The sequence below is a fragment of the Actinomadura formosensis NBRC 14204 genome (genome assembly GCF_001552155.1).
Classification (GTDB): domain Bacteria; phylum Actinomycetota; class Actinomycetes; order Streptosporangiales; family Streptosporangiaceae; genus Spirillospora; species Spirillospora formosensis.
Genome location: NZ_BCQQ01000010.1, coordinates 1 through 25,332, shown reverse-complemented (window position 1 = coordinate 25,332; position 25,332 = coordinate 1). Strand labels below are relative to the sequence as shown.

The 25,332-nt window shown below is 72.0% G+C and carries 18 protein-coding genes, 1 pseudogene and 1 riboswitch; of the genes and pseudogenes, 6 read left to right on the top strand and 13 right to left on the bottom strand.

What is annotated here, in order from left to right; all coding sequences use genetic code 11:
• Positions 1–46 precede the first annotated feature (46 nt).
• The 3 genes from AF1_RS04110 to AF1_RS04100 form a co-directional block, all read right to left on the bottom strand.
• Positions 47–415 (bottom strand): hypothetical protein, encoded by a 369-nt coding sequence (locus AF1_RS04110; protein WP_067793651.1) that lies wholly within the window; start codon positions 413–415, stop codon positions 47–49.
• Complete coding sequence (locus AF1_RS04105) at positions 412–4,365, bottom strand: SseB family protein (protein ID WP_067793650.1); 3,954 nt, start codon at positions 4,363–4,365, stop codon at positions 412–414. The genes AF1_RS04110 and AF1_RS04105 overlap by 4 nt, the downstream gene beginning before the upstream one ends.
• Before the next feature lie 101 nt (positions 4,366–4,466).
• Positions 4,467–4,727 carry a hypothetical protein gene (locus AF1_RS04100; RefSeq protein ID WP_067793649.1) on the bottom strand — a complete coding sequence of 87 codons (261 nt, stop codon included), beginning with the start codon at positions 4,725–4,727 and terminating at the stop codon, positions 4,467–4,469.
• A 41-nt stretch (positions 4,728–4,768) separates the two neighbouring features.
• A riboswitch (SAM riboswitch) is annotated at positions 4,769–4,885 on the bottom strand.
• Between the two features lie 50 nt (positions 4,886–4,935).
• Here AF1_RS04100 and AF1_RS04095 point away from each other — a divergent pair.
• On the top strand, positions 4,936–5,307 hold the full coding sequence (locus AF1_RS04095) for a hypothetical protein (RefSeq protein WP_131732591.1): 372 nt from the start codon (positions 4,936–4,938) through the stop codon (positions 5,305–5,307).
• A gap of 21 nt (positions 5,308–5,328) precedes the next feature.
• Here AF1_RS04095 and AF1_RS04090 read toward each other — a convergent pair whose 3' ends face one another.
• Positions 5,329–7,953, bottom strand: coding sequence for a transglycosylase domain-containing protein (locus AF1_RS04090; RefSeq protein WP_275938305.1), 2,625 nt, complete (start codon positions 7,951–7,953; stop codon positions 5,329–5,331).
• A gap of 237 nt (positions 7,954–8,190) precedes the next feature.
• A complete protein-coding gene (locus AF1_RS04085) occupies positions 8,191–9,336 on the bottom strand; it encodes an FKBP-type peptidyl-prolyl cis-trans isomerase (protein WP_067793647.1) in 1,146 nt (381 codons plus the stop codon).
• 192 nt (positions 9,337–9,528) lie between these two features.
• Here AF1_RS04085 and AF1_RS04080 point away from each other — a divergent pair, with 192 nt between their 5' ends.
• Positions 9,529–10,347, top strand: a complete 819-nt coding sequence (locus AF1_RS04080; protein WP_067793646.1) for an exodeoxyribonuclease III — start codon at positions 9,529–9,531, stop codon at positions 10,345–10,347.
• Here the strand turns inward: AF1_RS04080 and AF1_RS04075 are convergent.
• The 7 genes from AF1_RS04075 to AF1_RS04045 all read right to left on the bottom strand — a co-directional run bounded on the left by AF1_RS04075 (position 10,344) and on the right by AF1_RS04045 (position 16,913).
• On the bottom strand, positions 10,344–10,943 hold the full coding sequence (locus tag AF1_RS04075) for a methyltransferase domain-containing protein (protein ID WP_067793645.1): 600 nt from the start codon (positions 10,941–10,943) through the stop codon (positions 10,344–10,346). The genes AF1_RS04080 and AF1_RS04075 overlap by 4 nt on opposite strands.
• 31 nt (positions 10,944–10,974) lie before the next feature.
• Positions 10,975–11,730: a class I SAM-dependent methyltransferase gene (locus tag AF1_RS04070; protein WP_067793644.1), complete on the bottom strand. Its 756-nt coding sequence runs from the start codon at positions 11,728–11,730 to the stop codon at positions 10,975–10,977.
• A 40-nt stretch (positions 11,731–11,770) separates the two neighbouring features.
• Complete coding sequence (locus tag AF1_RS04065; RefSeq protein WP_067793643.1) at positions 11,771–12,817, bottom strand: hypothetical protein; 1,047 nt, start codon at positions 12,815–12,817, stop codon at positions 11,771–11,773.
• A gap of 132 nt (positions 12,818–12,949) precedes the next feature.
• Entirely contained in the window at positions 12,950–13,768 is an 819-nt protein-coding gene (locus tag AF1_RS04060; protein ID WP_084262436.1) for an SAM-dependent methyltransferase, read from the bottom strand.
• The gene (locus tag AF1_RS04055; protein ID WP_165488371.1) at positions 13,753–14,268 is read right to left on the bottom strand and encodes an ATP-binding protein; all 516 of its coding nucleotides are present in this window, start codon (positions 14,266–14,268) and stop codon (positions 13,753–13,755) included. Before AF1_RS04055 ends, AF1_RS04060 begins: the two co-directional genes overlap by 16 nt.
• Before the next feature lie 253 nt (positions 14,269–14,521).
• Complete coding sequence (locus AF1_RS04050; RefSeq protein WP_131732590.1) at positions 14,522–15,553, bottom strand: restriction endonuclease subunit S; 1,032 nt, start codon at positions 15,551–15,553, stop codon at positions 14,522–14,524.
• Positions 15,546–16,913: a class I SAM-dependent DNA methyltransferase gene (locus AF1_RS04045; protein WP_084262434.1), complete on the bottom strand. Its 1,368-nt coding sequence runs from the start codon at positions 16,911–16,913 to the stop codon at positions 15,546–15,548. The genes AF1_RS04050 and AF1_RS04045 overlap by 8 nt, the downstream gene beginning before the upstream one ends.
• 91 nt (positions 16,914–17,004) lie before the next feature.
• On the opposite strand from AF1_RS04045, the gene AF1_RS04040 reads away from it, so the two are divergent.
• Together AF1_RS04040 and metH are read left to right on the top strand one after the other, a co-directional pair.
• Positions 17,005–18,150: a glycosyltransferase gene (locus tag AF1_RS04040; RefSeq protein ID WP_067793638.1), complete on the top strand. Its 1,146-nt coding sequence runs from the start codon at positions 17,005–17,007 to the stop codon at positions 18,148–18,150.
• 228 nt (positions 18,151–18,378) lie between these two features.
• On the top strand, positions 18,379–21,984 hold the full coding sequence (gene metH, locus AF1_RS04035; protein WP_067793637.1) for a methionine synthase: 3,606 nt from the start codon (positions 18,379–18,381) through the stop codon (positions 21,982–21,984).
• A gap of 73 nt (positions 21,985–22,057) precedes the next feature.
• Here the strand turns inward: metH and AF1_RS04030 are convergent, their stop codons facing one another.
• Positions 22,058–22,846: a DUF2249 domain-containing protein gene (locus tag AF1_RS04030; protein ID WP_131732589.1), complete on the bottom strand. Its 789-nt coding sequence runs from the start codon at positions 22,844–22,846 to the stop codon at positions 22,058–22,060.
• 63 nt (positions 22,847–22,909) lie between these two features.
• On the opposite strand from AF1_RS04030, the gene AF1_RS04025 reads away from it, so the two are divergent.
• A complete protein-coding gene (locus AF1_RS04025; RefSeq protein ID WP_067793635.1) occupies positions 22,910–24,031 on the top strand; it encodes a hypothetical protein in 1,122 nt (373 codons plus the stop codon).
• A pseudogene (locus tag AF1_RS04020) lies at positions 24,028–25,332 on the top strand (multicopper oxidase domain-containing protein); the annotation flags it as partial. The gene AF1_RS04025 and the pseudogene AF1_RS04020, both read left to right, overlap by 4 nt.

The window sequence follows — 25,332 nt, the reverse complement described above, 5'->3', positions numbered from 1 at the left end:
AATCATGCGAACACGGATCACCGGGGCAAATCAAGTCCATCCGGGGTCAGATGAACTCTTCCCGGACGTCCTCGATCTCCGCGCCGGGGGCCCACGCCTGCCAGATGCCCTGGTCGACGCGGTCGAGCCCGAGAGCCTCGGCGACCGGGGCCCGCCCGCCCATGTATTCGACGCGCACCCAGGTCTCGTGCTCGCCGACGATGACGAACCGCTCACCGCGCCAGCGGCACGTCGTCCGGACGTACCGGAGGTCCTCGACCTCGGACGCGGGGACGATGCGGCGGAAGCGTCCGGGCCGCAGTTCCTCGAACCCGTCCGTCGGGCCGGGCGCGTACAGCCTGACCTCGCCGTCGGCGCCCGGCGCGGCCTCGAAGTCGCGTCCGAGCCAGCGCGCGACGTACCCGTCCCGGATCACTGCGTGGCCTCCGTCCACCCGTCCCGGACCTCCGGACTCGGCTCCGGCCGCAGCCAGGCGAGCCGGTCGGGGTCGTACATCGCCACGAACCGCTCGGAACGGTCGCGGCCGAGGTAGTACATCTCCGCGCCGTACGGCAGCCGGACGCTGTCGACCTTGTATTCGCGGATCGACCCGGCGCTTCCCGGCGCGAAGCCGCCGCCCAGGAACGGCGGCCGCTCGATGACCCAGCCGGCCTCGCCCCAGGCGGCCATCTCCGCCTCGTCCTGTCCGCCGAACGGAACCCGGTACAGATCAGGGCAGTACGCGGGCCACCGGATGACGTACACGCCCTCGTCGGCCAGTGAGAACGACGAGTCGGCGTAGAGCAGCCCCAGTGCCTCGTACAACTGGACGGGCGTCTGCAGCTCGGCGACGTCCGCGGTCGAGTGGACGAAGCCGCCGACCCGGTCGTAGCCCTGCTCCAGGTACCAGGCGACGTGCCCGTGCGGGACGACCTTCTGCATGATCGTCGGGGCCGAGACGCGGTCGTCGGGGTCGGACGGCAGCTGCGCCGCGGACGGCTCCGGCCGCGGCGGCGGGAGCGGCACTTCGGGCCGCGCCGGGACGAGCCCGATCCGCATCGCCCACTCGCTGAGCGCCCGCACCTGGTCGCCCTGCAGCGACGCCCCGATGCGCGTCCCCGGGTTGAGCAGCATCGCCCAGTCGTCCCGGGGCCATGCGCCGATCAGCTCCCGGAAGTCCGCGTAGACGAACCGGGACTGCGGCAGCACCTCGCGCAGCCGCACCAGCGACGTGAACACCTGGACCGCCGACTCCCCGCGCAGCGCCGCGTCCCACCGGAACTCCCGCTGCATCGGCGTCACTTCGAGCGGCGCCTCATCCGGAATCGGCACGAGCACGTTCGCGTTGAGCAGCACCCGCAGGAACGCGTCGGGGTCCCCGCTCAGCGCGGCCTCGTAGAGTTCCTGGTCGACCCGGTTGCCCGGCTCGAACACCGGCTCCGGCTCCTCGACGGCCCGCAGGGCCCGCGGGCCGGGCACGGCCGCGGCCCCCTCCCGCCGGGCCTCGCCGGGATGTTCGGTGCCGGCCCCGCCAACGCTCCGCGCGTTGCCCGCGCCGTCGCCGGGTCCGCTGTCATGGAGTGCGCCCGGGTGCCGGCCGAACTCGTCCGTGCCGCGTTCACCGGCCTCGCCGGGTTGCGGGCCTTCGTGCGGCGCACTGGGCGTGCGTGGGGCGTCCTGTGCCGGGGCTTCCAGGACCGCACCGGGCTCACCGTCGGGATCGGCGTCAACGTCCCCCGTCCCGGCCGCGCCCGCGCCGCCCGGAGCGGGCTCGTGTGCTGAGCCCGGGCGGCGGCTGAGGTCCTCCGTGCCGGGGCCGGTGGGCGTGCCGGCGATGCTGCCCTGCGCACCTGTGCGCGGCGAGCCGGGCATGCCCGCGGGCGGCTCCGGCGCTCCCGGTGTGTCAGGCGCGCGAGGGCCGGTGTGCGGCACCGGTCCACGTCCCGCGCCCGGCTCGCCGCCGATGTCCTGCGTGGGGGACGCGCCCGAACCGCCCGGCTCACTTCCGTGCCGGCCTCCGAGGTCTGCTGCGCCGTGCCCGCCCGCCGCCTCGGTGGCGATAACGCTGATCGGCACGCCTTCCTGGGGAACGCCCGGTATGCCGATGTCTTCCGTCGTACTGGACGGGTCAGGCGCCAGAGGCGCGTCGTGCGCCGCGGCTTCCGGGCTCGTGCCGGGCCGGACGTCCGGACCGGTGTTCGCGCCGCCCGCAAGATCCTGCGGCGGGCTGGACGCGCCTGCGCCGCCCGGAGCGGCTTCGTGGGCTGTGCCCGGGGCGGAGAGTTCGCCGGTGGGGTCGCCCGTTCCGGCGGGTGCGGCGCTGCCATGCGGTCGGCCGGGCATGCCCGTGTGGCGGCCTGGTTCTTCCGGGGCGCCGGACATGCCGGACGGGCGGGGGTCGCGGTGGGCCGTGGGTTCAGGGCTCGTTCCAGGCTCCCCGCCTGGAGCGGCGTTCGGGACGCTATCGGGCTCACTGGCGAGGCCCTGCGTGTGGAATGTGCCTGTGCCGCCCGAAGCGGGGTCGTGAGGAGTGCTTGGGGGGAGGCTGGAGGGCTCACCGGTGGTACCGGTGGGATCTTCCGTTTCGACAGGTGGGGCGCTGTTCTGCGGCCCGCCGGACGCTTGCGGGGTGGGGTGGGCCGTGGGTTCACGTCCTGCCGCAGGCTCATCGCCTGAACCGGGGTTTGCGAGATCGATCGGCTCGCTGGAAACGCCCTCGGCGCCGGCCGGCGGGAGACCGGGCTCCGCTGGGGCGGGGCCATCGGGTGTACCACTGCCCAGTGCTTCTTCGGCGGGGAGGCCAGCGTGGCGGCCGGGCCGGGCCGGGCCGGGCAGGTCGGGCGCGCGGTGTTCCGCCTGGGGCACTCCGCCCGGAGGCGTCGTGGGCTCAAGGCCCGGCCCGCCGGCTGGACCCGAGCTGCTCGGTACGGGGGGCGGGCCCGCATCGCCCGGAGCGTCCTCGTGCGGCGTGCCCGCGTGGCGTCCCAGGGTGCCGTGCAGCTCTTCGCCGGCCGAGGGGACGGCGGGGGCCACCGGGACCGCCGGGGTCTCCGGGGGCGGGGGCGTGGACGCCGACGGCGGGGTCGCCGGGCCGCGCAGGGTGCGGATCTGGTCACCCGGCATGGACGCGTCGATCGGGGTCCCGGGGTTGAGGACGAGCGTCCAGTCCGTGTCCGGCCAGGCGGCGATCATCTCGTGCAGGCTCGGCATGATGAAGCGGGACGAGCCGATGGCCTCGTTCATCCACCGCAGGGACGTGAAGACCTGGATCGACGTCCGCCCGTGGACGGGGACGGGGCGCCACGGGAAGTCGGGGTCGCCGGGGACGATGCCCCACGGGGTGTCCGCGTCGGCGGGCACCAGGACCTGGGCGCCGAGAAGGAGCGTGTAGAAGGTGTCGGTGTCGCGTCGGCGGGCGACCTCGAAGAGGCGCTGTTCGATGTCGTTCTGCGGTTCGAAGCGGTCCGTCATGCGCTGGGCGGCGCGCTGGTCGGCCCAGGTCGCGAGGCCGGGAAGCTGCTGGGCGTGGACGGTCCCGCCGGCGGGGGAGCCGGAGTTGATGGCGAGCAGCCAGTCGTGGTTCGGCCAGTAGCGCAGGGCGACGGTGAACGGCAGCTTGATGTACTCGGCGCCCGGGCCGGACGCCTCGGTGAGGCGTTCGGGGGAGGTGAAGACCGGCACGACCGTGGCGCCGTCCACCTCCCGGGTCTGCCAGGGGAAACCGGGACGGCCCGGACGCAGCGCGTAGTCCATGTCGTCCGGGACGGGCAGCAGGACGTCGGTGTCGGCGAGCGTCTGCAGGAACAGGTCGTGGTCGTTGTTCGCGGCGGCCCGCAGCAGTTCGCGTTCGACGTCGTTGGCGGGCTGGAACTCGGGGCGCGGCGACCGGCGGGGCAGGTCGCGGTGCTGGTCGCGGAGTTCCTCCCAGGGGGCGGGCGCGCGGCCGACCCGGGGCGGGCGGCCGTCGCCCTCGGCGACCTGGCGGACGAACCAGGCCGGCAGCCGCGCCTCGATGGGCAGGACGGTGCCGGCGCCGTGGGCGGGCGCGTCCACGGCGAGCCACCAGCGGGCGTCCGGCCAGGTCTCCGCGAGGTCGCCGAACCGGAGCGTCATGAAGTGCCGGTAGGACGGTCCGAGGCAGGCGCGCATCGCCGACGCCGAGGTGTAGGCGAGGACGTGGACACGGCCGTCCTCCTCCTGGGTCGGCCATGGCGGCTGCGTCTCGTTGGCGAGGACACCGTCCACCAGATCGGGCGCGACGGGGACGACGAGTTCGCTGTCCGCGAGGAGGCGGAAGTAGCCCTCCTGGTCCCCGGCCCGTACGGTCTCCTGCAACCGGTGCTCAAGCTCCGACGTGGGTCGCCACGCGTCGGCCACGGTCGCCACCCCCTGTTTCCTCCGTGCTCGTCCCCGCGCGACTGCTTACGCTACATGGGCGAACAGGACCAAAAAGCATATTCACCTGACTGTCCGCGGTGGTTCGCAGGTCAGCGGGCCGCCGGCCCGGCGAGCGCGATCGCGCCGAGGACGTTCGGCGACCCGGCCTCGTGCCGCTGCTCGGCGGACGCCGCCCACCGCGTCGTCGAGCCGGCCGATGCGCCGGCCCCGCCACCCCTCGGACAGGGGGCGGCGGCCCGCAGGGGGACGGGGAGGCCCGCCCCGACAACGCGGGGGATGCGGCGAACCCGGACCCCCTCGGGGTGCGTCACAGCAGGCGTGATGAGGGAATGGGCGAGCAGCGTGGGCATGCCGGATCCTTCCGGGGTCAGGGACCCCGGGCGAAGGTCGGGATCCGCGCTTGCCGGGACGCGGTGCCGCGTCCGGCCAGGTCCTCACCCGGGGCACTCCGTCGCGGGCGAAGGCTTGCCGGCCGGCAAGCCGGGGCTTGACACTGGCGCTCATGACCTCGTGCGGAATCATATGCGGGTCCGGTCGGGGATCAAGCGGGAGGGTGCGATGCGGTACGGGGTGGTTCGGGCGCTGGCCGGAGGCGTGGTGATGCTCGGCGCCCTGAGCGGGTGCGGGATGCTGGGCGGCAACTCCGGCCAGGTGTGCACCGACGCCAAGAAGGTGTTCCAGCAGTACATCACCCAGGTCAGGAGCATTCCGGCGGCCGAGCCCGTGCAGTGGCGGCAGGCGACCGAGCAGCTCGCCGGACGGGTCGACGGGCTGGCGAAGAAGGCCGACGACAGTGCGCTGCGGAAGGCGCTGACGGCGGAGGCGGACAGGCTGCGCGCCGCCGCGCCCGCCGTCGGCACCGGCGACGTCTCCCAGCTCAACACGGTGATGAAGGAGACACCGGCCAGTATCGGCGCGGCCTGCGACTGAGCCGGCCCGCGACCGGGCTTGCTACCTGGAGGAGACCGGGCCGGCTCCGCCGGTGCCTCCACCGCCGGTGCCGCCGCCCCCGCCGTCACCGCCTCCGCCGCCGGGCTGGTCGCCGCCCCCGCCGCCTCCGCCGGGCTCGGGCGGGACGATGGTCGGCGGCACGGTCGGCGTGGGCGGCAGCGGGATGTCGGGTTCCTCGGTGGTCGGCGGCGGCTCGGACGGCACGGTCGTGGGCGGCGGCTCCGGCGTGCCGGGCGAGTCCTGCGGGGGCGGCGTGTCGTAGCCGCCGCCCGGGGTGGTGGACGGCGACCCGAACGACTTGGGCGCGTAGTCCTTGATGTTGACGGCGTCCGACATGTAGGAGCGCCAGATCTGTGCGGGCAGTTGCCCGCCGTACGCGCCGTAGCCGGGGATGTTCAGCGGCTTGCCGTCGCTGCGGAACATCGCGACCGACGTCGCCATCTGCGGGATGAACCCGTTGAACCAGATCGCCCGGCCCTCGTCGGTGGTGCCGGTCTTGCCCGCGACCTCACGGCCGTCGGGAAGCTGCGCGTTCGTCCCGGTACCGCCCTGGACGACCTGCTGCATCGCATACGTCGCGTCCCGCGCGTTCTGCACGCTGAGCGCCCGCTCCCCCTCCTCGGTGAACGTGCGCTTCTCGTTCTCGCCGCCGGTGACGGACTTCACCACGAACGGCGTCCGGTGCAGGCCCTCGGACGCGAACGTCGCGTACACGCCCGCCTGCTGGACGGGATGCAGCGACACGATGCCGAGCGGGAACGTCGCGGCGTGGCGCTGGTCGGCGGTCATCTGCGACCGGGGGATGCCCATCTTCTCGGCCATCTCGGCGATCTTCTCGTTGCCGATGTCCTGGCCGAGGTTGACGTAGGCGGTGTTGATCGAGTGCTGGGTGGCGGTGACGAGGTCCACCATCCCGAAGTTCTCGTCGCTGTCGTTGTGGATGGGCGAGCCGCCGAACGTCTGCGGTGAGCTGCCGTCGTAGGTGTCGTCGAGCGACCGGCCGTCCTGCAGCGCGGCGGCGAGCGCGATCGGCTTGAACCCCGACCCGGCCTGCGCGTGGTCGCCGAAGGCGCTGCTCAGCGCCTCCTCCAGATAGCCGCGGCCGCCGTAGAAGGCGAGCACCTGCCCGGTGGACGGATCGACCGACACCGCCCCGGTGCGGATCTTCTTGCTCATCCCGTCCGGGGTGTTGCCCGCCACGGCCTGCTTCATCGCGTCCATCAGCCGCTTGTCGAACGTCGTGGTGATCTTCAGCCCGCTGCGGTTGATCTCGTCCTCGCTGTAGCCGCGGCGCTCGGTGAGCTCCTTCTTGGCCACGTTGACCATGTAGCCCTTCTGGCCCTTGAGGACGTCGGTGATCTTCTGCTTGACCGGCAGGGGGAACTTCATCGACGCGGCGTCGGCGGACGTCAGGAACCCGTCCCGGACCATGTTGCCGAGGACGGCGCGCCACCGCTGCTCGGCGCGGACGCGCTGGTCGCCGGTCGGGTCGGAGAAGTTGCTCGGCTGCTGGATGGCGGCGGCGAGGTAGGCGCCCTCGGCGGGCGTCAGGTCCGAGACGTCCTTGTCGTAGTAGGCGTGGGCGGCGGCCTGCACCCCGTAGGCGTTGCGCCCGAAGTAGATCGTGTTGAGGTACTGCTCCAGGATCCAGTCCTTGGGCTTCTCCCGGTCCACCTTCAGCGCGACCATGATCTCTTTGAGCTTGCGGGTGAGCGACCGCTCCTTGCCGATGCCGCCGTAGTAGTTGCGGACCATCTGCTGCGTGATCGTCGACCCGCCCTGCAACTGCCGTCCGGTCACCGTGGACCAGAAGGCCCGCGCCGTGCCCGCCACCGACACGCCCGGGTCGTCGTAGAAGCTGCCGTTCTCCGCGGCGATGACCGCGTTGCGGGTGCTCTTCGGGATCCGGTCGAGCTTGACCGCGTCCCGGTTGATGCCGGTCTTCGCGATCTCCGTCCTGCCGTCGGAGTAGTAGAACGTCGGCCCCTGCGCGATCGCCTTCTCCTGCGGGGACGGCACGGGGGTGAACACGTAGGCGAGGACGAACGCGGCGATGCAGAACCCGATGAGCCCGAACAGCAGGAACAGCGTCCGGCGCAGGAACCGCGCCTTGCGGCTGCGCGGCTTGCGCGGCCCCCGGCCCCGTCCGCCGCCACCGCCGGGCCCGCCGCTTCCGGGCGGCGGCCCGCCGTGCTCGGAGCCGTGCTCGGAGCCGTGCTTGGACGAGGCGGCAGGCATGGCCTTGGTATCACCCGTGCTCGGTGCCTCAACCCCGGCGGGCGCGGCTTCACCCGCCTCATCCGTTTCGGTTCCGGCCGTTTCGGCGTCGGTCGCTTCGGCCTCGGGCGCTTTGCCGCCGGATGCTTCGTGCGCCGTTTCGGTGCCGGACGATTCGGCCGCGTCCCCGGCGGACTCGCGCGCTTCGCGGTCCTTGCCGCCGTTCTGAGATATGTCGTCCTCGGCCGGGAATTCCGGCTTCTGGGCGGCTTCTTCGGTCTGCGCGGTCAGCGTGCCGATCGCCGGACCGTCCGCCCCGGCCGGCGCCCCGACCTGGGTGTCGGGCAGGTCCGCCTCGCCGGGCCCGGTGGGCGCGCCGCCCTCCGGGGTCTTTCCGCTGTCGCTCACAAGCCCCCCGTGATCAATTCTTTCACCGGACGATACCTGGAGGGGATCCGTGCGCCGGCCGCCCAATGCGCAACCCATGGCCTCCCAATAGGGAGACGGGCGATCGGCTCCGCCGGTTGTCGTGACGGATGTCGCAACGCGACTTTTCGCAAACGCCGAGCGGCGGGGTCCCGATCGGGTCCCCCGCCGCTCTCCCGTTCTCCGGCGAGTCCGCCCGCGGCCGTGCCGCGCCCCCGCCTACTTCTGGATCTTGGCGAGGATGTCCACGACGAACACCAGGGTGTCGTCGCCCTTGATCTTGGGCGGGCTGCCCTGCTTGCCGTAGCCGTCGGCGGGCGGCAGGACGAGCAGCACGCGGCTGCCGACCTTCGCGCCCGTGAGGCCCTTGTCGAAGCCGGGGATGGTCGCGCCGGTGCCGATCGGGAAGTTCGCCGGCTGCTTGTTGTCCCAGCTGGAGTCGAACTTGTCGCCGCTCTTCCAGATCTTGCCCACGTAGTGCACGATGGCGTCGTCGCCCTTGGCGAGCGCGGGCCCGGTGCCCTCGACGAGGGTCTTGACCTGGAGCTTGTCCGGCGCGTCCCGGCCCGGGATCGTGACCTTGGGCTCCTTGCCGGCGCCCTTGTCCTCGACCTTGGGCAGGTTCTTGTCGTCCAGCTTCTTCTCGGTGCCCTGCGGCTGCGGGTCCTTCGGCACGGCGGCCTGGATGTCCAGGATGAATATGACCGCGTCGGTCTTGCCGATCTGCTGCGGGCTCAGCTGGCTGAGGTCCTTGGACGGCGGGAGCTGCAGGACGACCCGGCTGCCGACGGTCTTGCCGACCAGGTTCTTGTCGATGTCCTTCAGGCCGCTCTTGCCGACGACGAGGGGCCGCGGGCCGCTCGGCTGCTGCGCCTGCTGCTCATAGGTGGAGCTGACCTTCTCGCTGCTGCTCTTGACGCGCGAGTTCTCCTCGTCCTTGTCCTTGGCCCACTTGTAGGTGGCGAACTGGACGTAGACGGTGTCGCCGTCGGCGAGCGCGCGACCGGTGCCCCGGATGGGGGTGGTCACCTTGAGGGTCTTGGCCGGCTCCAGCTTGGTGGGGATCTCCACCTTCGGCTCGGCCCCGAACTTGCCGCTCACCTCAAGCCTGGGGCCGGGGCGGGTGACCCACCACGCCACGCCCCCGGAGATCGCCAGCGCGGCCACGACGATTCCGGCGATCATCATCAGCCGCCGCTTGCGCGCCTGCTTGGCGGTCAGCGCGGACGGCCGGTTCAGCCCGCTGCCGCGGCCCGCGCTGATGCCGTGGGGGGTGAACTCGGGGCTGCGGATGCTCTGGGCGTTCGGGATCTTCGCCTTCGCCTTGACCGCCGGCTTGCCCCGGGGCTTGTCATCCTCGGACATGGTTCCTCACTTGCTCCGGGTTTGACGACATCAAGAACGTGACCACCCTTCCAGGGCCGGGCTAAGCACAGCGTGAAAACCGTGTAAAGGAGGCCGACCCGCAATCTACCGGTCACGCGACGTCTACGGTGCCGTCCGGCAGGGGACAGGGGAAGCCGCCAGGATAGCGCCGCCGGATGGCAGGCTGGGGGGATGCGACTCGCGACGTGGAACGTCAACTCGGTCAAGGCCCGGCTGCCGCGCCTTCTCTCCTGGCTGGACGAGACCAAGCCGGACGTCCTCTGCCTGCAGGAGACCAAGTGCCCCGCGGACATGTTCCCGTCCGCCGATGTCGCGGAACTCGGCTACACCACCGCCGCGCACGGCGACGGCCGGTGGAACGGGGTGGCGATTCTTTCCCGGGTCGGCATCGAGGACGTCTCCAACGGCTTTCCCGGCGAACCCGTGTACGAGGGCGAGGCGGAGGAGCAGACGAAGCTGACCGAGCCGGTCCTGCTGACTCCGGAGGCCCGCGCGATCGGCGCCACCTGCGGCGGGATACGGATCTGGTCGCTTTACGCGCCGAACGGCCGCACCCCGGAGTCGGCCCACTACGCCTACAAGCTCGACTGGTTCGCGGCCCTCCGCGACGCGCTGGCCGCCGAACTGGCCGGCGGGACGCCGCTGGTCGCGTGCGGCGACTACAACGTGGCGCCCACCGACGACGACGTCTGGGACCCGGCCGCGTTCGCCGGCTCCACCCACGTCACGCCCGCCGAGCGCCGGGTACTCGCCGACCTGCGCGCCCTGGGCCTGGACGACGTCGTCCCCACCCCGATGAAGGGCCCCCACCCCTACACGTACTGGGATTATCGGGCCGGGATGTTCCACAAGAACCTCGGTATGCGCATCGACCTGTTCTATGCGAGCGCCCCCGTGGCCGAGCGGGTCGGCTCCGCCTACGTCGACCGGGAGGCCCGCAAGGGCAAGGGGCCGTCCGACCATGCCCCCGTGGTGGTCGATCTGGATTAACGCGCCGGCCCGGAGTGACGCCGGGCCAGGAGGTGCCGTTTGGCGGTGGCCGGGTCGTCGGCCTGGGAGAGGACGGTGTAGCCGCCGGGCAGGAGAGAGGCGGGCTCGCCGGCCGCGAGACACCATTCGGCGGGCATCCGCGGCCGGTCGCGGCGGGCGTCCTCGGTGAACGCCTCCCAGGCCAGCAGCCCGCCCGGCAGGACGGCGCCGGCCGCGCGCCCGAACACGGCGCGGTCCCAGAACCCGGTGCACAGGACGAGCGCGTATCCCGGCGGCTCCGGCCGCCAGCCGCCGAGGTCGGCCTGGACGAGCGTGATCAGCGAGCCGAGGCCGCGCCGCCGGGCCTGCGCGCCGAGCCGCCCGAGCGCGATCTCGGAGATGTCGACGGCCGTCACGTGCCGTCCCGCGGCGGCGGCCAGCAGCGCGCTGCCGGACGGCCCGGAGGCGAGGTCGAGCACCCCGCCGTCCGGCATCGGCAGCGCCAGCGCCCGTTCCGCCAGCGGATGGACGGGTGACAGGCCGGGCGCGGCCTCGTACTTGCTGTTCCACCGGAGCCTGTCCGGATGCCCGGCCAGCCCGGATGGCACGTCCTCCATAGGGAGGACCCTAGCGGCCAGGGGGAGGACCCTAGCGGCGCTCCGCGATCAGGAGCAGGAACATCGCCATGGGGAAGCCCTTGCGCCACCACGGGTCGTCCCGCAGTTGCTCTTCCGTTGGATGCGGTTCGCGGAGGTCCGCGATGACGAATCCGGCGTCTCGGAGCGTTCCAGCGTAGTACTCCAGCGGCCGGAGCCAGCTTGTGATCATCGAAGGGGATTCCATGCCGTCCACCATGAACCGCTGGTCGATGCCGCGCGGGGCGAAGTACTGCGCCGCCGGGACGCTGTTCATCGCGCCCTGCTCGGAGTTCTCGACGTAGAAGCACGGGTGCAGGGTCAGCAGGATCAGCCGCCCGCCGCTCTTCAGGACGCGTGCGAACTCGCCGATGGCGCGGGACGGGTCCTGCAGGTGGCTGAACAGGTGGTTGCAGAGGACGAGGTCGTACTGATCGTCGTCCAGGGGCAGGTCCTCGACACTGGCGCGGAGGAATTCGGCGCCGGGCGACGGATGGGACGAGGCCGCGTCGACCAGCCCTTGCGCGGCGTCCACGCCGGTGACGTCCGCGCCCATGGAGGCGAGCGTGCGGGAGAGGTAGCCTTCGCCGCATCCGGCGTCCAGGACGCGCAGCCCCGCGCAGGGGCCGACGGCGTCGAGGACGGCGGCGTCGGTCAGTTCGGTCCGGTACCGGTCGCGGCGCTCCCGGATCACCTTGACCCAATACTGCGCGTTGGCCTCCCACCTTTCGCGGGTCAGATTCGCGATGGCCTGCGCCGTGTCCTCCACCGGCTCCCCATTTCTCCGTGCGGCCGTGTCCCACACCGGTTCAGGCGCTGACCTTCAGCCGCCGCACCAGCGTGTTACAGGCCTGTCGTGTCCTTCTGTCCTGGCAGTCGGCCCCGCGCAGTTCCAGCGCCTGGATCAACTCGGTGATCTTGCCACCGAACGCGGGGTCGCGCTTCAACGCCAGCGGAATGTACGTCGACACCAGGTAGTACAGGTAGGCGTCGTTGTAGACCGCTATCTCGCGCAGCACCTCGGTCGCCGTGTTGCGCAGCGACAGGGAGCTCGGCAAGGTGAAGTCGCTGCTGATGCGGCCGTCTCTGGTGTAGGTCGGGAACGCCCATTCCTCCAGTGCCGCGTACACGGGCGTGGCGTCGAGTTCCCTGCGGTACCGCTCGGCGAGTTCGAAGTCGTTCGAGCCGATCAGGGTTCCCATCACGACGCCGCGCATCATGAACGCGGCCTGCCGTCCGGGCACTTCGAAGCCGAGGTCGGTCTCCAGCGTCCCGGTCACCTTGCTGACCTGGTGCGTGAGGATGTTGAGCGCCAGGATCGAGTGGAACGAGTACGTCTTGCGGTTCAGGCGGGGGGCCAGGTCGACCGAGGAGTCGAAGAGTTTCTGCGGGTCCACCAGCAGGCCGTGGCCGGCGTCGGTGGAGTAGAGCGCGGAGAGCGCGCGGTCCTGGTCGCGTCCCCAGAACCGGGCGATGAAGGAGGACGTCTTCTGCGTCGCCTGCCCGCGGACGATGTGCAGCGCCGCCTCAAGGGCGTTCAGCAGGTGCTGCTGCGGGACGGTCGAGTTCTCCAGGGCGCCCAGGTCGACGGCCAGCCCTTCGCGGTGCAGGTTGTCGACGAGCCCGTCGCGTCTCTTGCGGACGGCGTGCGCCATCGAGTACTCGGCGATCCCCGGAACGGACGACATCAGGCTCTGCAGCGACCGTCCGCTGACCCGGTCGAGCCATTCGACGTTGTCCCACAACCGGAAGATCGTGCTCTCGTCGAGCCCGGAGAAGGCCGCGACGTCGGACATGTTCAGGCCCATGTCCCTGGTGATGTCGGAGAGAGACTTCGGCTCACCGTCCGCTGTCATCACTCGCCCTCGATGCGGCAGTCGTCGACGCCTTGATCTTAGCGAAGCGCCGAACGCCCGAGCCGGACGATCCGCGGATGTGTCCGTCCCGTCACCGATGGCGGCGAGCGTTGCGGTGGGCATGGCCGCGCGTCACCCCGGCACGCGCCCGATGCAGCCGATCAGCGGCATCGGGCGGGTGACGTGCGAGGCGTGGGGCAGCCGGACGGGATACGGCTCGATCAACCGCAGGCCGCGGCAGATGCCGGTGATCTCCTCCATGCTCCGCGGCCGGAACGGGGTGCCGAGCCGCGGGTGCGGCCGGGAGATCGGGTCCAGTTCCGGCGACCGCTCCGTGTGGCTGATCACGATGTGGCTGCCGGGCGCGAGGCCGCCGGCCAGCGCGTCCACGATGCCGCGCGGGTCGTCCTCGTCGGCGACGAAGTCCAGCACGCCGAGCAGGAACACCCCCACGGGCTCGGCGAGGTCGATCAGCCGCCGCAGTGCCGGGTCGGCGAGCAGCGCGGCGGGATCGCGGACGTCCGCCTCGACCACGCCCGTGTTCTCGTCGACGGCGAGCAGGGCCCGCGCGTGCACGAGCACCATCGGGTCGTTGTCGAGGTAGGCGACGCGGCAGGCAGGGTCGGTTCGCCGGACCACGTCACCGACGTTGACGGACGCGGGCAGCCCGCAGCCGATGTCGGCGAACTGGCGCAGCCCGGCGTCCCCGGCGAGCCGTGCGGCGGCGTGGTCCAGGAAGCCCCTGTTCGCCTGGACGAGCCGCGGCACGATCGGGCACCTGCGCAGTGCCCGTTCAGCGGACTCCCGGTCCGCGGCGTAGTTGTCCTTGCCGCCGAGCAGGTAGTCGCACATCCTCGCGATGTTCGGGGCCGACGTCCCGGTCCCGGCCGCGGGCGGTTCCGCCCGCGGGGCCGGGCTCAGGGTCGACCCCGGCGTCACGGCAGCCGCCATCCTTCCGGGACGCCCACCCCGAACCAGAACGTGGACGTCCCGTTCCTGCCCTCGCGGGTGCCGAAGTCGGTGGCGAGCGCCTTCATCAGGGAGAGCCCCCGCCCGTGCAGGGGCAGCGCCCCGTCCGCGGGGCGCGGCTGCCCGGGCGCGGCGCCGCCGTCGGTGATCTCGACCTGGACGTACCGGTCGAGGTGCAGGACGGCCAGCATGATCGTCCCGTCCCGGCGCGGCCGCGCGTGCAGCACCGAGTCGGTCATGGCCTCGCTGGTCAGCAGTTCGAGGTCGACGAGTTCGGACCGGTCGGCGACGAAGTGCTGGCCGACCAGTTCCCGGACGTAGGACCGGGCGAGCCGCACGGCCGGTGCCGTGGCGGCGAGTTCGATCTCTCCGATGAGCCGTCCGGACGACTTGCCGTTGGGCCAGGCGGACGGGATTCCAAGTTCGAGTGAGGGAGCGGGCAATAGCGCGGGCGACCCGCACCACGCGTCTGATGGGTTCATGGCGGCGTCGGCTTCACGTCTCCGTGTCGGGCTGTAAGCGAACATGTGCTCTTCGGCCTGGTCGAAGTCGGACGTGGAAGTGAAACAACACACACTCTGACGCAGTGCCCGCAGCGGAGTCACCAAGGCTTGCGCGCATGCAAGAGCCTTACCGCGACCTGCGCACCATTGCTCTGTGCCCTCAGGTTGTCACTGAACGCGGATTTGCTCGCGAACACAGCGGACGGTGAAGCCGGGCACCGGTCTCACCTGGTCAGGGGATCAGGTGGGGGAGGAGGGTGTCTCGGAGGGCGGTCAGGGCCCTGGTTTCGGAGGTGGCGGCCTGGACGCGGGCGGCCAGGGGGGTCACGAAGTCGTTGAAGGCGCGGGCGCGGGTGGTGCCGGGCCAGGGGATCTGGAAGGCGGCGATGTCCGGCCATTTCGCGCGGGGCATCCGGGTGCCGTCGCCGATGGCGGACGCGTGGGCGACCACCTCGTCGCTCGCCAGGGCCGCGAGCAGCCAGCCCCGGTGGGCGGGGTCCTTCGGGCGGACGACGAGGATGTCCGTTGACGCGACACCGTCCACGAAGGCCAGGCCGACCTTGTGGAAATAGGGGCGGAGCTTGCCGAAGAGGATGTCGCCGGATGCGAAGCGTCTCTTCGCGCTGGTGACGCCGGACGCGTCGGACCATGTCGAGAGCCACATGTGCCGTTTCGGCATGTGCTCCAGCGCGATGTAGTTCTCGCCGTGGCCGATCCGGCCGGCCGGAACGCCGGCCCGGACGAGATCCCCGAGTGCACCGATCCGTATCGCGCCCCGGGCGCCGGACGATGCGTAGCGGGCGCGGATCAGTTCGTCGCCGCACGCGGCGATGCGGTCGTTCACGGCGATCTTGTCGTCGAGGGCCCCGAGGACGGACGCCGCCGCGTCCTGCCGCGCCCGGGTCAGGCGCCCGGTGGTGAGGCGGTTCAGGATCCCGTGGGTGAGCAGCGGCTGCCCCGACCCGATGCGGTACCGGTTCAGGTCGAGCCTTGTGAGCAGGTAGTAGACGTAGCGCGGGTTCACCCCCTCTTTCGGGGCGGCGATGATGGCGTTGTCGGTGACCCAGGACGGTTCGGCGCTGTAGTGGACGGCGCCGCAGTAAGACCCCACGCGTCCGACGATGGTGCTGTGGGGGCCGGCGTTGAAGTCACCGGCCGTCCCGATGACGCCGTTCGCGCCGTACGTCCGGTAGGCGGAGCCCTCGGCGGGGCGTGACCGCCCGTTCGAGAAGGTGACGATCTCGCCGAGCGTCACGTCAGCCATCCAGGCGCCCCAGTTCGTCCCGGACGACCCGGTCGAGCCGCGCCGACTCCTCGAAATGCGCGAAGAGTTCCTTCGTGAGGCGCTCGACCCTGTCGGCCATGGGCTCGCCGTCGGGGCTCGTCCGGGCCGCGCCGACATACCGGCCCGGCGTGAGGACATGGTCGTGGGACCGGATCTCGTCCAGGCCGGCGGAGCGGCAGAACCCGGGGACGTCCGCATGGCCGGAGCCGCGCCGGGAACGGTACGCGCCGGCGATCCGGGCGATGTCGTCCTCGGTGAGGACGCGCTCGGTGCGGTCGATCATCGTCCCCATGCTCCGGGCGTCGACGAAGAGCACACGGTCCCGCGGGGCCCGGTCGAGGAACCAGAGGCACGCGGGAATCGGGGTGCTGCGGAAGAGCCGGTCCGGCAGCGCCACCATGCACGACACAAGGCCCGCCTCCACCAGGGCCGCGCGGATCCCGCCCTCCCCCGACAGGCGGGACGACATCGACCCGTTCGCCATCACGACGCCCGCGCGGCCGTCCGGGCCGAGCTTGGAGAGGATGTGCTGGATCCAGGCGAAATTGGCGTTCCCGGCCGGCGGGACGCCGTATCTCCAGCGCGGGTCGCCGGGGTCGCGATACCAGTCCGACATGTTGAACGGGGGATTGGCCAGCACGTAATCGGCCCGGAGTCCGGGATGGGCGTCCGCATGGAAGGTGTCCGAGCAGCGCAGATCCCCGGCGATCTCGTGAACGGCGAGGTTCATCTTGGCCAGCCGCCACGTCCGCTCGTTCGCCTCCTGCCCGTGGACCGCGATGTCGCCCAGCCGTCCCCGGTGGCTCAGGACGAACTTCTCCGCCTGCACGAACATGCCGCCGGAACCGCAGCACGGGTCGTACACCCGGCCCTTGTACGGCTCCAGGATCTCGACGAGCAGCCGCACCACGCTGGGCGGCGTGTAGAACTCGCCGCCGCGTTTTCCCTCCGCGCGAGCGAACTTCTCCAGGAAGTACTCGTAGACCTCGCCCAGCACGTCCCGCGCGGCCTTTCCGCCGAAACGAACCTGGCCGATCAGTTGGACGAGTTCGCCGAGCCGCCGCTGGTCGACCCCGCTGAAGATCTTCGGAAGGGCGCCGTCGAGCGGCGGATTGGCCCGCATGACCGCGTCCATGGCCGAGTCGATCCGCTCACCGAGGGACCCGGGCGCCGCGGTGAGATCCTCCCACCGCGCCCCGTCCGGTACCTGGAAAGCCCCTCCGCCGGACGAGTCCGACACGTATTTGAGGAACACCAGCCCCAGAACGAAGTCCCTGTACTGGCCCGCGTCGACCGACCCCCGCAGCTTGTCGGCGGCCTTCCAGAGAACCTCCTTCATCGCCTGCCCCCTCACGCTCGACGCCGCGAGACTCTAGCCCAGCGACGCGTCCCGTGGACGGACCGCACGGCGCGGTGCGACCCTGCGAACCATGGTGGTCATGGACGTCCTGGCGCTGGTGGCACTGGCGGGATGGCTCTACCTGGCCCTCGCCCACGGCGGTTTCTGGCGGACCGGGCCCGGCCTCCCGGACGGCCGGGAGCCGCCCGGATGGCCCGACGTCGTGGCCGTGATCCCGGCCCGTGACGAGGCGGCCGTCCTCCCGGAGACCCTGCCGACGCTGCTCGGCCAGGAGTATCCGGGTGAATTCCGCGTGGTCCTCGTGGACGACGGCAGTACCGACGGCACCGCCGAAACGGCCACCGGCCTCGCCAAGGACACGCAGGTCATATCCGCGAGAGAGCGTCCCGGGGGATGGGCGGGCAAGGTCTGGGCGATGGCGGAGGGCGTCAGGGCCGCCGGCCGGCCCGACTTCCTCCTCTTCACCGACGCCGATGTCGCCTACCGGCCCGGAACCCTGAAAAGGCTGGTCGCAGAGGCCGTGACCGGCCGGCGCGACCTCGTGTCGCAGATGGCGACGCTCCGCACCCGGACCCGCTGGGAACGCGTGATCGTCCCCGCGTTCGTGTACTTCTTCGCGCAGCTCTACCCGTTCCGCCGGGTCACCCGGGACGGGACGCGCACCGCCGCCGCGGCCGGCGGCTGCATGCTGGTCCGCCGCACCACCCTCGAAAAGGCGGGCGGCGTCGCCGCGATCCGCGACGCGCTGATCGACGACGTCGCGATGGGGCGCCTCATCAAGCGCGCCGGCGGACGCTGCCGTCTCGACCTCGGCCGGGACGTGCTCAGCCGCCGCCCCTACCCCCGCCTCGCCGACCTGTGGATGATGATCGTCCGCAGCGCCTACCACCAGCTTCGCTACTCGCCCGTCCTGCTGGCGGGCACCGTCCTCGGCCTGCTCCTCCTCTACGCGATACCGCCCGCCGCGACCCTCACCGGCCTCATCGGCCGCGACCCGATCGCCCTCGCGGCGGGCGCCCTCGCCTGGGGGCTCATGACGCTCACCTACGTCCCCATGCTCCGCTTCTACGCCCTGTCGCCCCTGCGCGCTCTGGGTCTGCCGCTCGTGGCGCTGCTCTACGCCGCCATGACGGTCGACTCCGCGCGCAGGCACCACACCGGCCGCGGCGGCGTATGGAAAGGCCGCACGGCGACCGCCCGGCTCGATGCGAAATGACCCGCATCGAAAGCACTGACCCGTCCGGCGGCTGCGCCGCCGGAAAGCCTTACGGGCAAGGCGTTTCGGTCCGCATGGTGGGACATGACTGACATCGCGGAGCCGGGGAAGGTAACCTCGGTGCGAGGCCGAGAGGCGCTGCAACGGGCGAGAGCCCGCCACGCTCGGCCCCCGACACCGACTTCCGCAAGGGCGCCTCCCACGCGAATGGGAGGTGCTCGAAGAAATATGACTCAGAACAATCTGCGCGAGCTTCTGGACCGGCGGATCGCGGTGCTCGACGGCGCCTGGGGCACGATGCTCCAGGGCGCGGGGCTCACCCCGGAGGACTACCGCGGCGACCGCGTCGGCGGCGACCACTCCAAGGACGTCACCGGCGACCCCGACCTGCTGAACCTGACCAAGCCGGACGTGGTCCTGGACGTCCACCGGCAGTACCTCGACGCCGGCGCCGACATCACCACGACCAACACGTTCACCGCGACGAGCATCGGCCAGGCCGACTACGGCCTTGAGAACCTGGTGCACGAGATGAACGTGCAGGGCGCCCGGCTGGCCCGGCAGGCGGCCGACGAGTACGGGGGACGGTTCGTCGCCGGCTCCGTCGGGCCGCTCAACGTGACCCTGTCGCTGTCGCCCCGTGTCGAGGACCCGGCCTACCGCGCCGTCACCTTCGACCAGGTCAAGGACGCCTACGCCGAGCAGATCGCCGGGCTGGCGGAGGGCGGCGTCGACCTGCTGCTGATCGAGACGATCTTCGACACGCTGAACGCCAAGGCCGCGATCGCCGCGGCCCGCGAGGTCGCCCCGCACCTGCCGCTGTGGATCTCGGTGACGATCGTCGACCTGTCCGGGCGGACGCTGTCCGGGCAGACCGTCGGGGCGTTCTGGCGGTCGATCGAGCATGCCGAGCCGCTGGTCGTCGGGGTGAACTGCGCGCTGGGCGCCGAGGAGATGCGGCCCCACGTGGAGGAACTGGCGCGGATCGCCGGCACCTACACCGCCTGCCACCCGAACGCGGGCCTGCCGAACGCGTTCGGCGGCTACGACGAGACGCCCGCGCAGACGAGCGGCCATCTGCGCGACTTCGCCGCGGCCGGCATGGTCAACCTGGTCGGCGGCTGCTGCGGGACGAGTCCCGCGCACATCGCCGAGATCGCCGCGGCCGTCCGGGGCATGGCGCCCCGCGAGGTCGTGCGGCCCGCGAAGGCCAGCCGGTTCAGCGGCCTGGAGCCGTTCGAGATCGGCCCCGACACCGGCTTCATCATGATCGGTGAGCGGACGAACGTCACCGGCTCCAAGCGGTTCCGCAAGCTCATCGAGGCGGGCGACCACCAGGCCGCGGTGGACGTGGCGCTGGAGCAGGTGCGCGGCGGCGCGAACCTCCTCGACGTGAACATGGACGCCGACCTGCTCGACAGCGAGCGGGAGATGACGACGTTCCTGAACCTGATCGCGACGGAGCCCGAGGTGGCCCGCATCCCGATCATGGTGGACAGTTCGCGCTGGAGCGTGCTGGAGGCCGGGCTCAAGACCGTCCAGGGCAAGGGCGTCGTCAACTCGATCTCCCTCAAGGAGGGCGAGGAGCCGTTCCTCGAGCAGGCCCGCCGCATCCGTGACTTCGGTGCGGGCGTCGTCGTCATGGCGTTCGACGAGACGGGGCAGGCCGACACGACCGAGCGCAAGGTCGAGATCTGCGGGCGCGCCTACGACCTGCTCACGCGGAAGGCCGGGTTCCCCGCCGAGGACATCGTGTTCGACCCGAACGTCCTCGCCGTCGCGACCGGCATCGCCGAGCACAACGGGTACGCGAAGGCGTTCATCGACGCGCTGCCCCTCATCAAGGAGCGCTGCCCCGGTGCCCGCACCAGCGGCGGCATCTCCAACCTGTCGTTCTCGTTCCGGGGCAACGAGGTCGTCCGTGAGGCGATGCACTCGGCGTTCCTGTTCCATGCCGTCCGCAATGGACTCGACATGGGCATCGTGAACGCCGGGCAGCTCGCCGTCTACGAGGACATTCCCGCCGACCTGCTCGAACTCGTCGAGGACGTCCTGTTCGACCGCCGCCCGGACGCGACCGACCGGCTCGTGGCGTTCGCCGAGAACGTCAAGGGCGGGGGCACGGTCCGCGAGGTGGACCTGTCCTGGCGGGACGCGCCGGTCGAGCAGCGGCTGTCGCACGCGCTCGTCCACGGCATCGTCGACTTCATCGAGGAGGACACCGAGGAGGCCCGGCGCAAGGCCGCCCGCCCCCTCGACGTCATCGAGGGCCCGCTGATGGACGGGATGAAGATCGTCGGCGACCTGTTCGGGTCCGGCAAGATGTTCCTGCCGCAGGTGGTGAAGAGCGCCCGCGCGATGAAGCGCTCCGTCGCCTACCTGGAGCCCTTCATGGAGAAGGAGAAGGAGGAGGCCCTGCGCGCCGGGCGCGTCCAGCAGGACCGCGGCCAGGGCAAGATCGTCCTCGCGACGGTGAAGGGCGACGTGCACGACATCGGCAAGAACATCGTCGGCGTCGTCCTCGGCTGCAACAACTACGACGTCGTGGACCTCGGCGTGATGGTCCCGGCCGCCAAGATCCTCGACACCGCGATCGCGGAGAACGCCGACGCGGTCGGGCTGTCCGGGCTGATCACCCCGTCGCTGGACGAGATGGTCTCCGTCGCCGCCGAGATGGAGCGCCGCGGCATGCGGCTGCCACTGCTCATCGGCGGCGCCACCACGTCCCGCCAGCACACCGCGGTGAAGATCGCCCCGGCCTACGAGGCGACGACCGTGCACGTCCTGGACGCCTCCCGCGTCGTCGGCGTCGTCTCCGACCTGCTGGACGAGGGCCGCGCCGCCGCCCTCGCCCAGGCCAACCGCGAGGAGCAGGCCCGCCTGCGCGAGCAGCACGAGAAGAAGCAGCGCCGCCCGCTGCTCACCATCGGGCAGGCGCGGGAGAACCGGGAGCGGGTCGACTTCGGCGACCTGCCGGCGCCCGCGTTCGAGGGCGTCCGGGTCATCCGGCCGGACCTGACCGCGATCCGCGAGATGGTCGACTGGCAGTTCTTCTTCCTGGCCTGGGAGCTGAAGGGCAAGTACCCCGCGATCCTGGACCAGCCGGTCGCCCGCGAACTCTTCGACGACGGCAACAGGCTGCTCGACCAGATCATCGCGGACGGCGCGTTCGAGGCGTGCGGCGCCTACGGCTTCTGGCCCGCGCACTCCGAGGGCGACGACATCGTCCTGGAGGGCGGGCCGCGCTTCCCGATGCTGCGGCAGCAGACGGCCAAGCCGGAGGGCCGCCCGAACCGCTGCCTCGCCGACTACGTGGCCCCGTCCGGCGACCACCTCGGCGGTTTCGCGGTGACGATCCTCGGCGCCGAGGACCTCGCCGCGAAGTTCGAAGCGGAGCACGACGACTACAAGGCCATCATGGTGAAGGCGCTCGCCGACCGGATGGCGGAGGCGTTCGCCGAGTACGCGCACCTGGAGGCCCGCCGCGCCTGGTTCGAGCCGGACGCCGACCCCGCGCTGGCGGACCTGCACGCCGAGCGGTTCCGCGGCATCCGTCCCGCGCTCGGCTACCCGGCGAGCCCCGACCACAGCCTGAAGCGGGCGCTGTTCGACCTGCTGGACGCCGGCCGCCTCGGCATGAAGCTCACCGAGTCGTACGCGATGGCGCCCGCCGCCAGCGTCAGCGGCCTGATCTTCGCCCACCCCGCGTCCCGCTACTTCACGGTCGGGCGCGTCGGCAGGGACCAGATCGAGGACTACGCGCGCCGCTGCGACCTGCCCGTCGCCGAGGTCGAGCGCTGGCTCGCCCCCAACCTCGCCTACGACCCCGCGTAACGGAGACCCGCGTAACGGAGAAAACGCCTGACGGCCACCGCGCCGCGGCCGTCAGGCGTGTCTTCGCGCGAGGTCAGGGGCGGCCGATGCGGACGCGCCAGACCTCCGGGCCCGACTCCTCGTAGTCCCAGCTGAACTCGCCGGGGTACTGGGAGGCGAACTGGTAGTAGAGCGGCTTCGGGTCGTGGTCGTTGACGAGGACGAACGACGTCCCGGCGGTCAGCGCCTCGAACGTCGCGAAGATCTGCGGGTGCCGCTGCCCGTGGGCGATGACCCGCACGTCCAGTTCCCCGTCCGTCACCTCGGCGGTGCCGCCCGGCTCGCCGGCCTCGTCGTGGCCGCCGCAGGTGCACTGGTGCCCCTCGCCCGGGGACGCCTCGCCGTGGGACGCCCCCTCGCCGAGGATGTCGTGCATCCCGGCGAGCAGCGCGCCGAGGTCGACGCCCGCGCCCACGAGCGCCGGCAGGATCAGCTCGTTCTCCTTCTCCAGGTGCGTCTGGAACAGGGCGTTCACGGTGGCCGAGGCGCCGACCGCCTCCGCGGGCGTCCGGGCCGCCTCCAGTTCGGCGACCTTCTCGCGCAGAACGACGTGCTCGCGCAGCATCGCGCGCAGCAGGAGCCGGGCCTCCGGCACGTCCTGCGCCGCCTTGTAGAGCGTCTCCTCCTCGGCCGCGGCGTGGGGGACGATCTCCTCCTTCAGGAACGCGACGAGCTTGTCGCGCCGCTCGAAGGGGGCGGCGAGCTGGTCGGCGGCGCGGGCGATGGTGAGCGTGTGGTCGGCCAGGGCCCGGCCGAGCCGCTCGTGATGGTCCAGGATGGCCCGCACCGTCTCCTGCTGCGGGTCCGCGGTCGATGTGGTCATGAGCACTGCACTCCTCGTGCCGGACTGTTTTTCACAACACTACTTGTATTTATAATAGCTGACATGGAGAATCAGGTCACCGGGGTACGCGGCCGAAGCCCCCGGGCCGTGCCCCGCCCGGCGGCGCGCCGACTTCCGCTCGTGGTCGGCGCGCTGCTCTCCCTCGTCGCCGGGCTGTGGGGCGCGCTCGGCCTGCTGGACCTCGCCGTCCCGCTGCCGCGCACGTCGTTCGCCCAGCAGCACGGCCCGCTGATGGCCCTCGGCTTCCTCGGCACGCTGATCGCGCTGGAACGCGCCGTCGCCCTCGGGCGCCCCTGGGCCTACGCGTCCCCCGCCCTCGCCGGCCTCGGCGCCCTCGTCACCGCCGCCGGCCTCACCGTCCCCGGACGCCTGCTCCTCACCGCCGCCGGCGGCTGGCTCATCGCGATATACATCACGGTTCTCGGCCGCCGGACGGGACGCGACCTCACCGTCCAGATCGCGGGCGCCATCGCCTGGTACACCGGCGGAATGCTGTGGATCGGCGGCCGGACGGTCGGCGACATCGTTCCCTGGCTCGCCGCGTTCCTCATCCTCACGATCGCCGGTGAACGCCTCGAACTCGCCCGCGTCGCCTTCCTCGGCCGCCGCGCCTCCGACGGCCTGGTCGCCGCGGCGGCCGTCCTGGCCGCCGGCGCGGCCGTCTCCGTCTGGTGGCCGGAACCGGGCTGGCGCCTCACCGGCCTCGGCATGGTCGCGCTCGCCGGCTGGCTCGCCCGCCACGACGTCGCGCGCCGCACGATCCGCGGGACGGGCCTGCCCCGCTTCGCCGCCGCCTGCCTCCTCACCGGATACGCCTGGCTCGCCACCGCCGGGACGATCTGGCTCGCCGCCGGACGCCCGTCCGCGACCGGCGCCTACGACGCCGCCCTGCACGCGGTGTTCCTCGGCTTCGTGATGTCGATGGTCTTCGGGCACGCGCCGGTGATCCTGCCCGCCGTCCTGCGCATCCGGTTTCCGTACCACCCCGTCCTGTACGCGCCGCTCGTCCTGCTGCACGCCTCGCTTCTGCTCCGGGTCGCGGGCGACCTGTCCGGCGTGACCCCCGCGCGGGCGACCGGGGGCGTGCTCGGCGAGGTGTCGCTCCTGCTCTTCGGTGGCTGCGCCGTGGCGGCGACCCGCCTGGCCGGAAGGGAACGGTCATGACGTCCATCGGCACCCGCCCGAAGGTGGGCCCGTCCCCCGCACCGCGCCGCTCGCGGTCGGTGTGGCACGCCGTCGCCAACGGGGTGGTGCTCGGCTGGCTGGCGCTGACCGTCGCCGCCGCCCTCGCCCGGCACGAACTGCCCGCGCCGCGGTGGCTGCTGATCCACGTGTTCCTGCTGGGCGCGGTGACCAACGCCATCGTGACCTGGACCGAGCACTTCGCCGCCGCGCTGCTGCGCGTCCCGGCGGCCCCGCACTGGTGGCCGCTGACCCGGCTGGCGGTGCTGAACGCGGGGATCGCCGCGGTGCTGTGCGGCGTTTCCGAAGGGTTCCCGGCGCTCGCCGCCGGCGGCGCCGTGACGGTCGTCGCCGCCGTCGCCGCGCACATCACCGTGCTGGCGCTGCGCGGGCGGGGCGCCCTGAGCGGACGGTTCGCGCACGTCATCGCCTGGTACCTGTGGGCCGGCGTCGCGCTGATCATCGGCGGGACGCTGGGCGGGCTGATGGCCTCCGGCCGCGTCCCGCCCGGCCGGCACGAGCCGATGCACGCCGCCCACGAGCAGGTCAACATCCTGGGCTGGATCGGGCTGGCCGTGCTCGGCACGCTGTTCACGCTCTGGCCGACCGTCCTGCGCACCCGGATGGTGGACGGGACGGGCCGGATCGCGCGCTGGTCCCTCCGCGCCGCCGTGCCGGGACTGGGACTCGCGGTCGGCGGCCTGCTCACCGAGTCGCGGTGGGCCGTCGCCGCCGGTCTCCTGGTGTACGCCGGTGCCGCCGCGCTGGCCCTCGTGCCCTTCGTCCGGACGCTCAGGCGGCGCCGCCCGCACACGGCCGCGTCCTGGATGCTCGCCGCCGGAACGGCCTGGTTCGCCGTCACCCTGGTCGCGGACGCGTCCCGGCAGAGCCTGACCGGGCTGCTTCCGCTCATCCTGGTGGGGTTCGTGGGGCAGATCCTGGTCGGTGCCCTGACGTTCCTGCTGCCCGTCGTCCTGGGCGGCGGACCGGCCGCGCTGAAGGCCAACGCCGCCCTGATCGAACGCGGCTGGCCGGTCCGCGTGGCGGCGATCAACGTCGCGGTGCCGCTGCTCGTCCTCCCGGTGCCCGAATGGGCGGACCGGGCCGGATGGATCGTCGTCCTCGCCACGCTGACCGCGTTCGTCCTGCTGGCGGTCGCGACGATTCTCCGGTCCCACCGCCCGTCCCCGGTCGTCGCGGGCATCACCGCCGGTGTCCTCCTCACCGCCCTGGCCGTCGGGGTGACGGCGGGCGGCGGCGACTCATCCCCTCAGACGGTCGCC

Bases quoted from the DNA above. Each gene is read 5' to 3' on its own strand.
- AF1_RS04100 (WP_067793649.1), bottom strand. From the start codon at position 4,727: ATGCCCACGCTGCTCGCCCATTCCCTCATCACGCCTGCTGTGACGCAC.
- AF1_RS04095 (WP_131732591.1), top strand. From the start codon at position 4,936: ATGCGGTACGGGGTGGTTCGGGCGCTGGCCGGAGGCGTGGTGATGCTC.
- AF1_RS04085 (WP_067793647.1), bottom strand. From the start codon at position 9,336: ATGTCCGAGGATGACAAGCCCCGGGGCAAGCCGGCGGTCAAGGCGAAG.
- AF1_RS04080 (WP_067793646.1), top strand. From the start codon at position 9,529: ATGCGACTCGCGACGTGGAACGTCAACTCGGTCAAGGCCCGGCTGCCG.
- AF1_RS04075 (WP_067793645.1), bottom strand. From the start codon at position 10,943: ATGGAGGACGTGCCATCCGGGCTGGCCGGGCATCCGGACAGGCTCCGG.
- AF1_RS04065 (WP_067793643.1), bottom strand. From the start codon at position 12,817: ATGACAGCGGACGGTGAGCCGAAGTCTCTCTCCGACATCACCAGGGAC.
- AF1_RS04060 (WP_084262436.1), bottom strand. From the start codon at position 13,768: ATGGCGGCTGCCGTGACGCCGGGGTCGACCCTGAGCCCGGCCCCGCGG.
- AF1_RS04055 (WP_165488371.1), bottom strand. From the start codon at position 14,268: ATGAACCCATCAGACGCGTGGTGCGGGTCGCCCGCGCTATTGCCCGCT.
- AF1_RS04050 (WP_131732590.1), bottom strand. From the start codon at position 15,553: ATGGCTGACGTGACGCTCGGCGAGATCGTCACCTTCTCGAACGGGCGG.
- AF1_RS04045 (WP_084262434.1), bottom strand. From the start codon at position 16,913: ATGAAGGAGGTTCTCTGGAAGGCCGCCGACAAGCTGCGGGGGTCGGTC.
- AF1_RS04040 (WP_067793638.1), top strand. From the start codon at position 17,005: ATGGTGGTCATGGACGTCCTGGCGCTGGTGGCACTGGCGGGATGGCTC.
- metH (WP_067793637.1), top strand. From the start codon at position 18,379: ATGACTCAGAACAATCTGCGCGAGCTTCTGGACCGGCGGATCGCGGTG.
- AF1_RS04030 (WP_131732589.1), bottom strand. From the start codon at position 22,846: ATGACCACATCGACCGCGGACCCGCAGCAGGAGACGGTGCGGGCCATC.
- AF1_RS04025 (WP_067793635.1), top strand. From the start codon at position 22,910: ATGGAGAATCAGGTCACCGGGGTACGCGGCCGAAGCCCCCGGGCCGTG.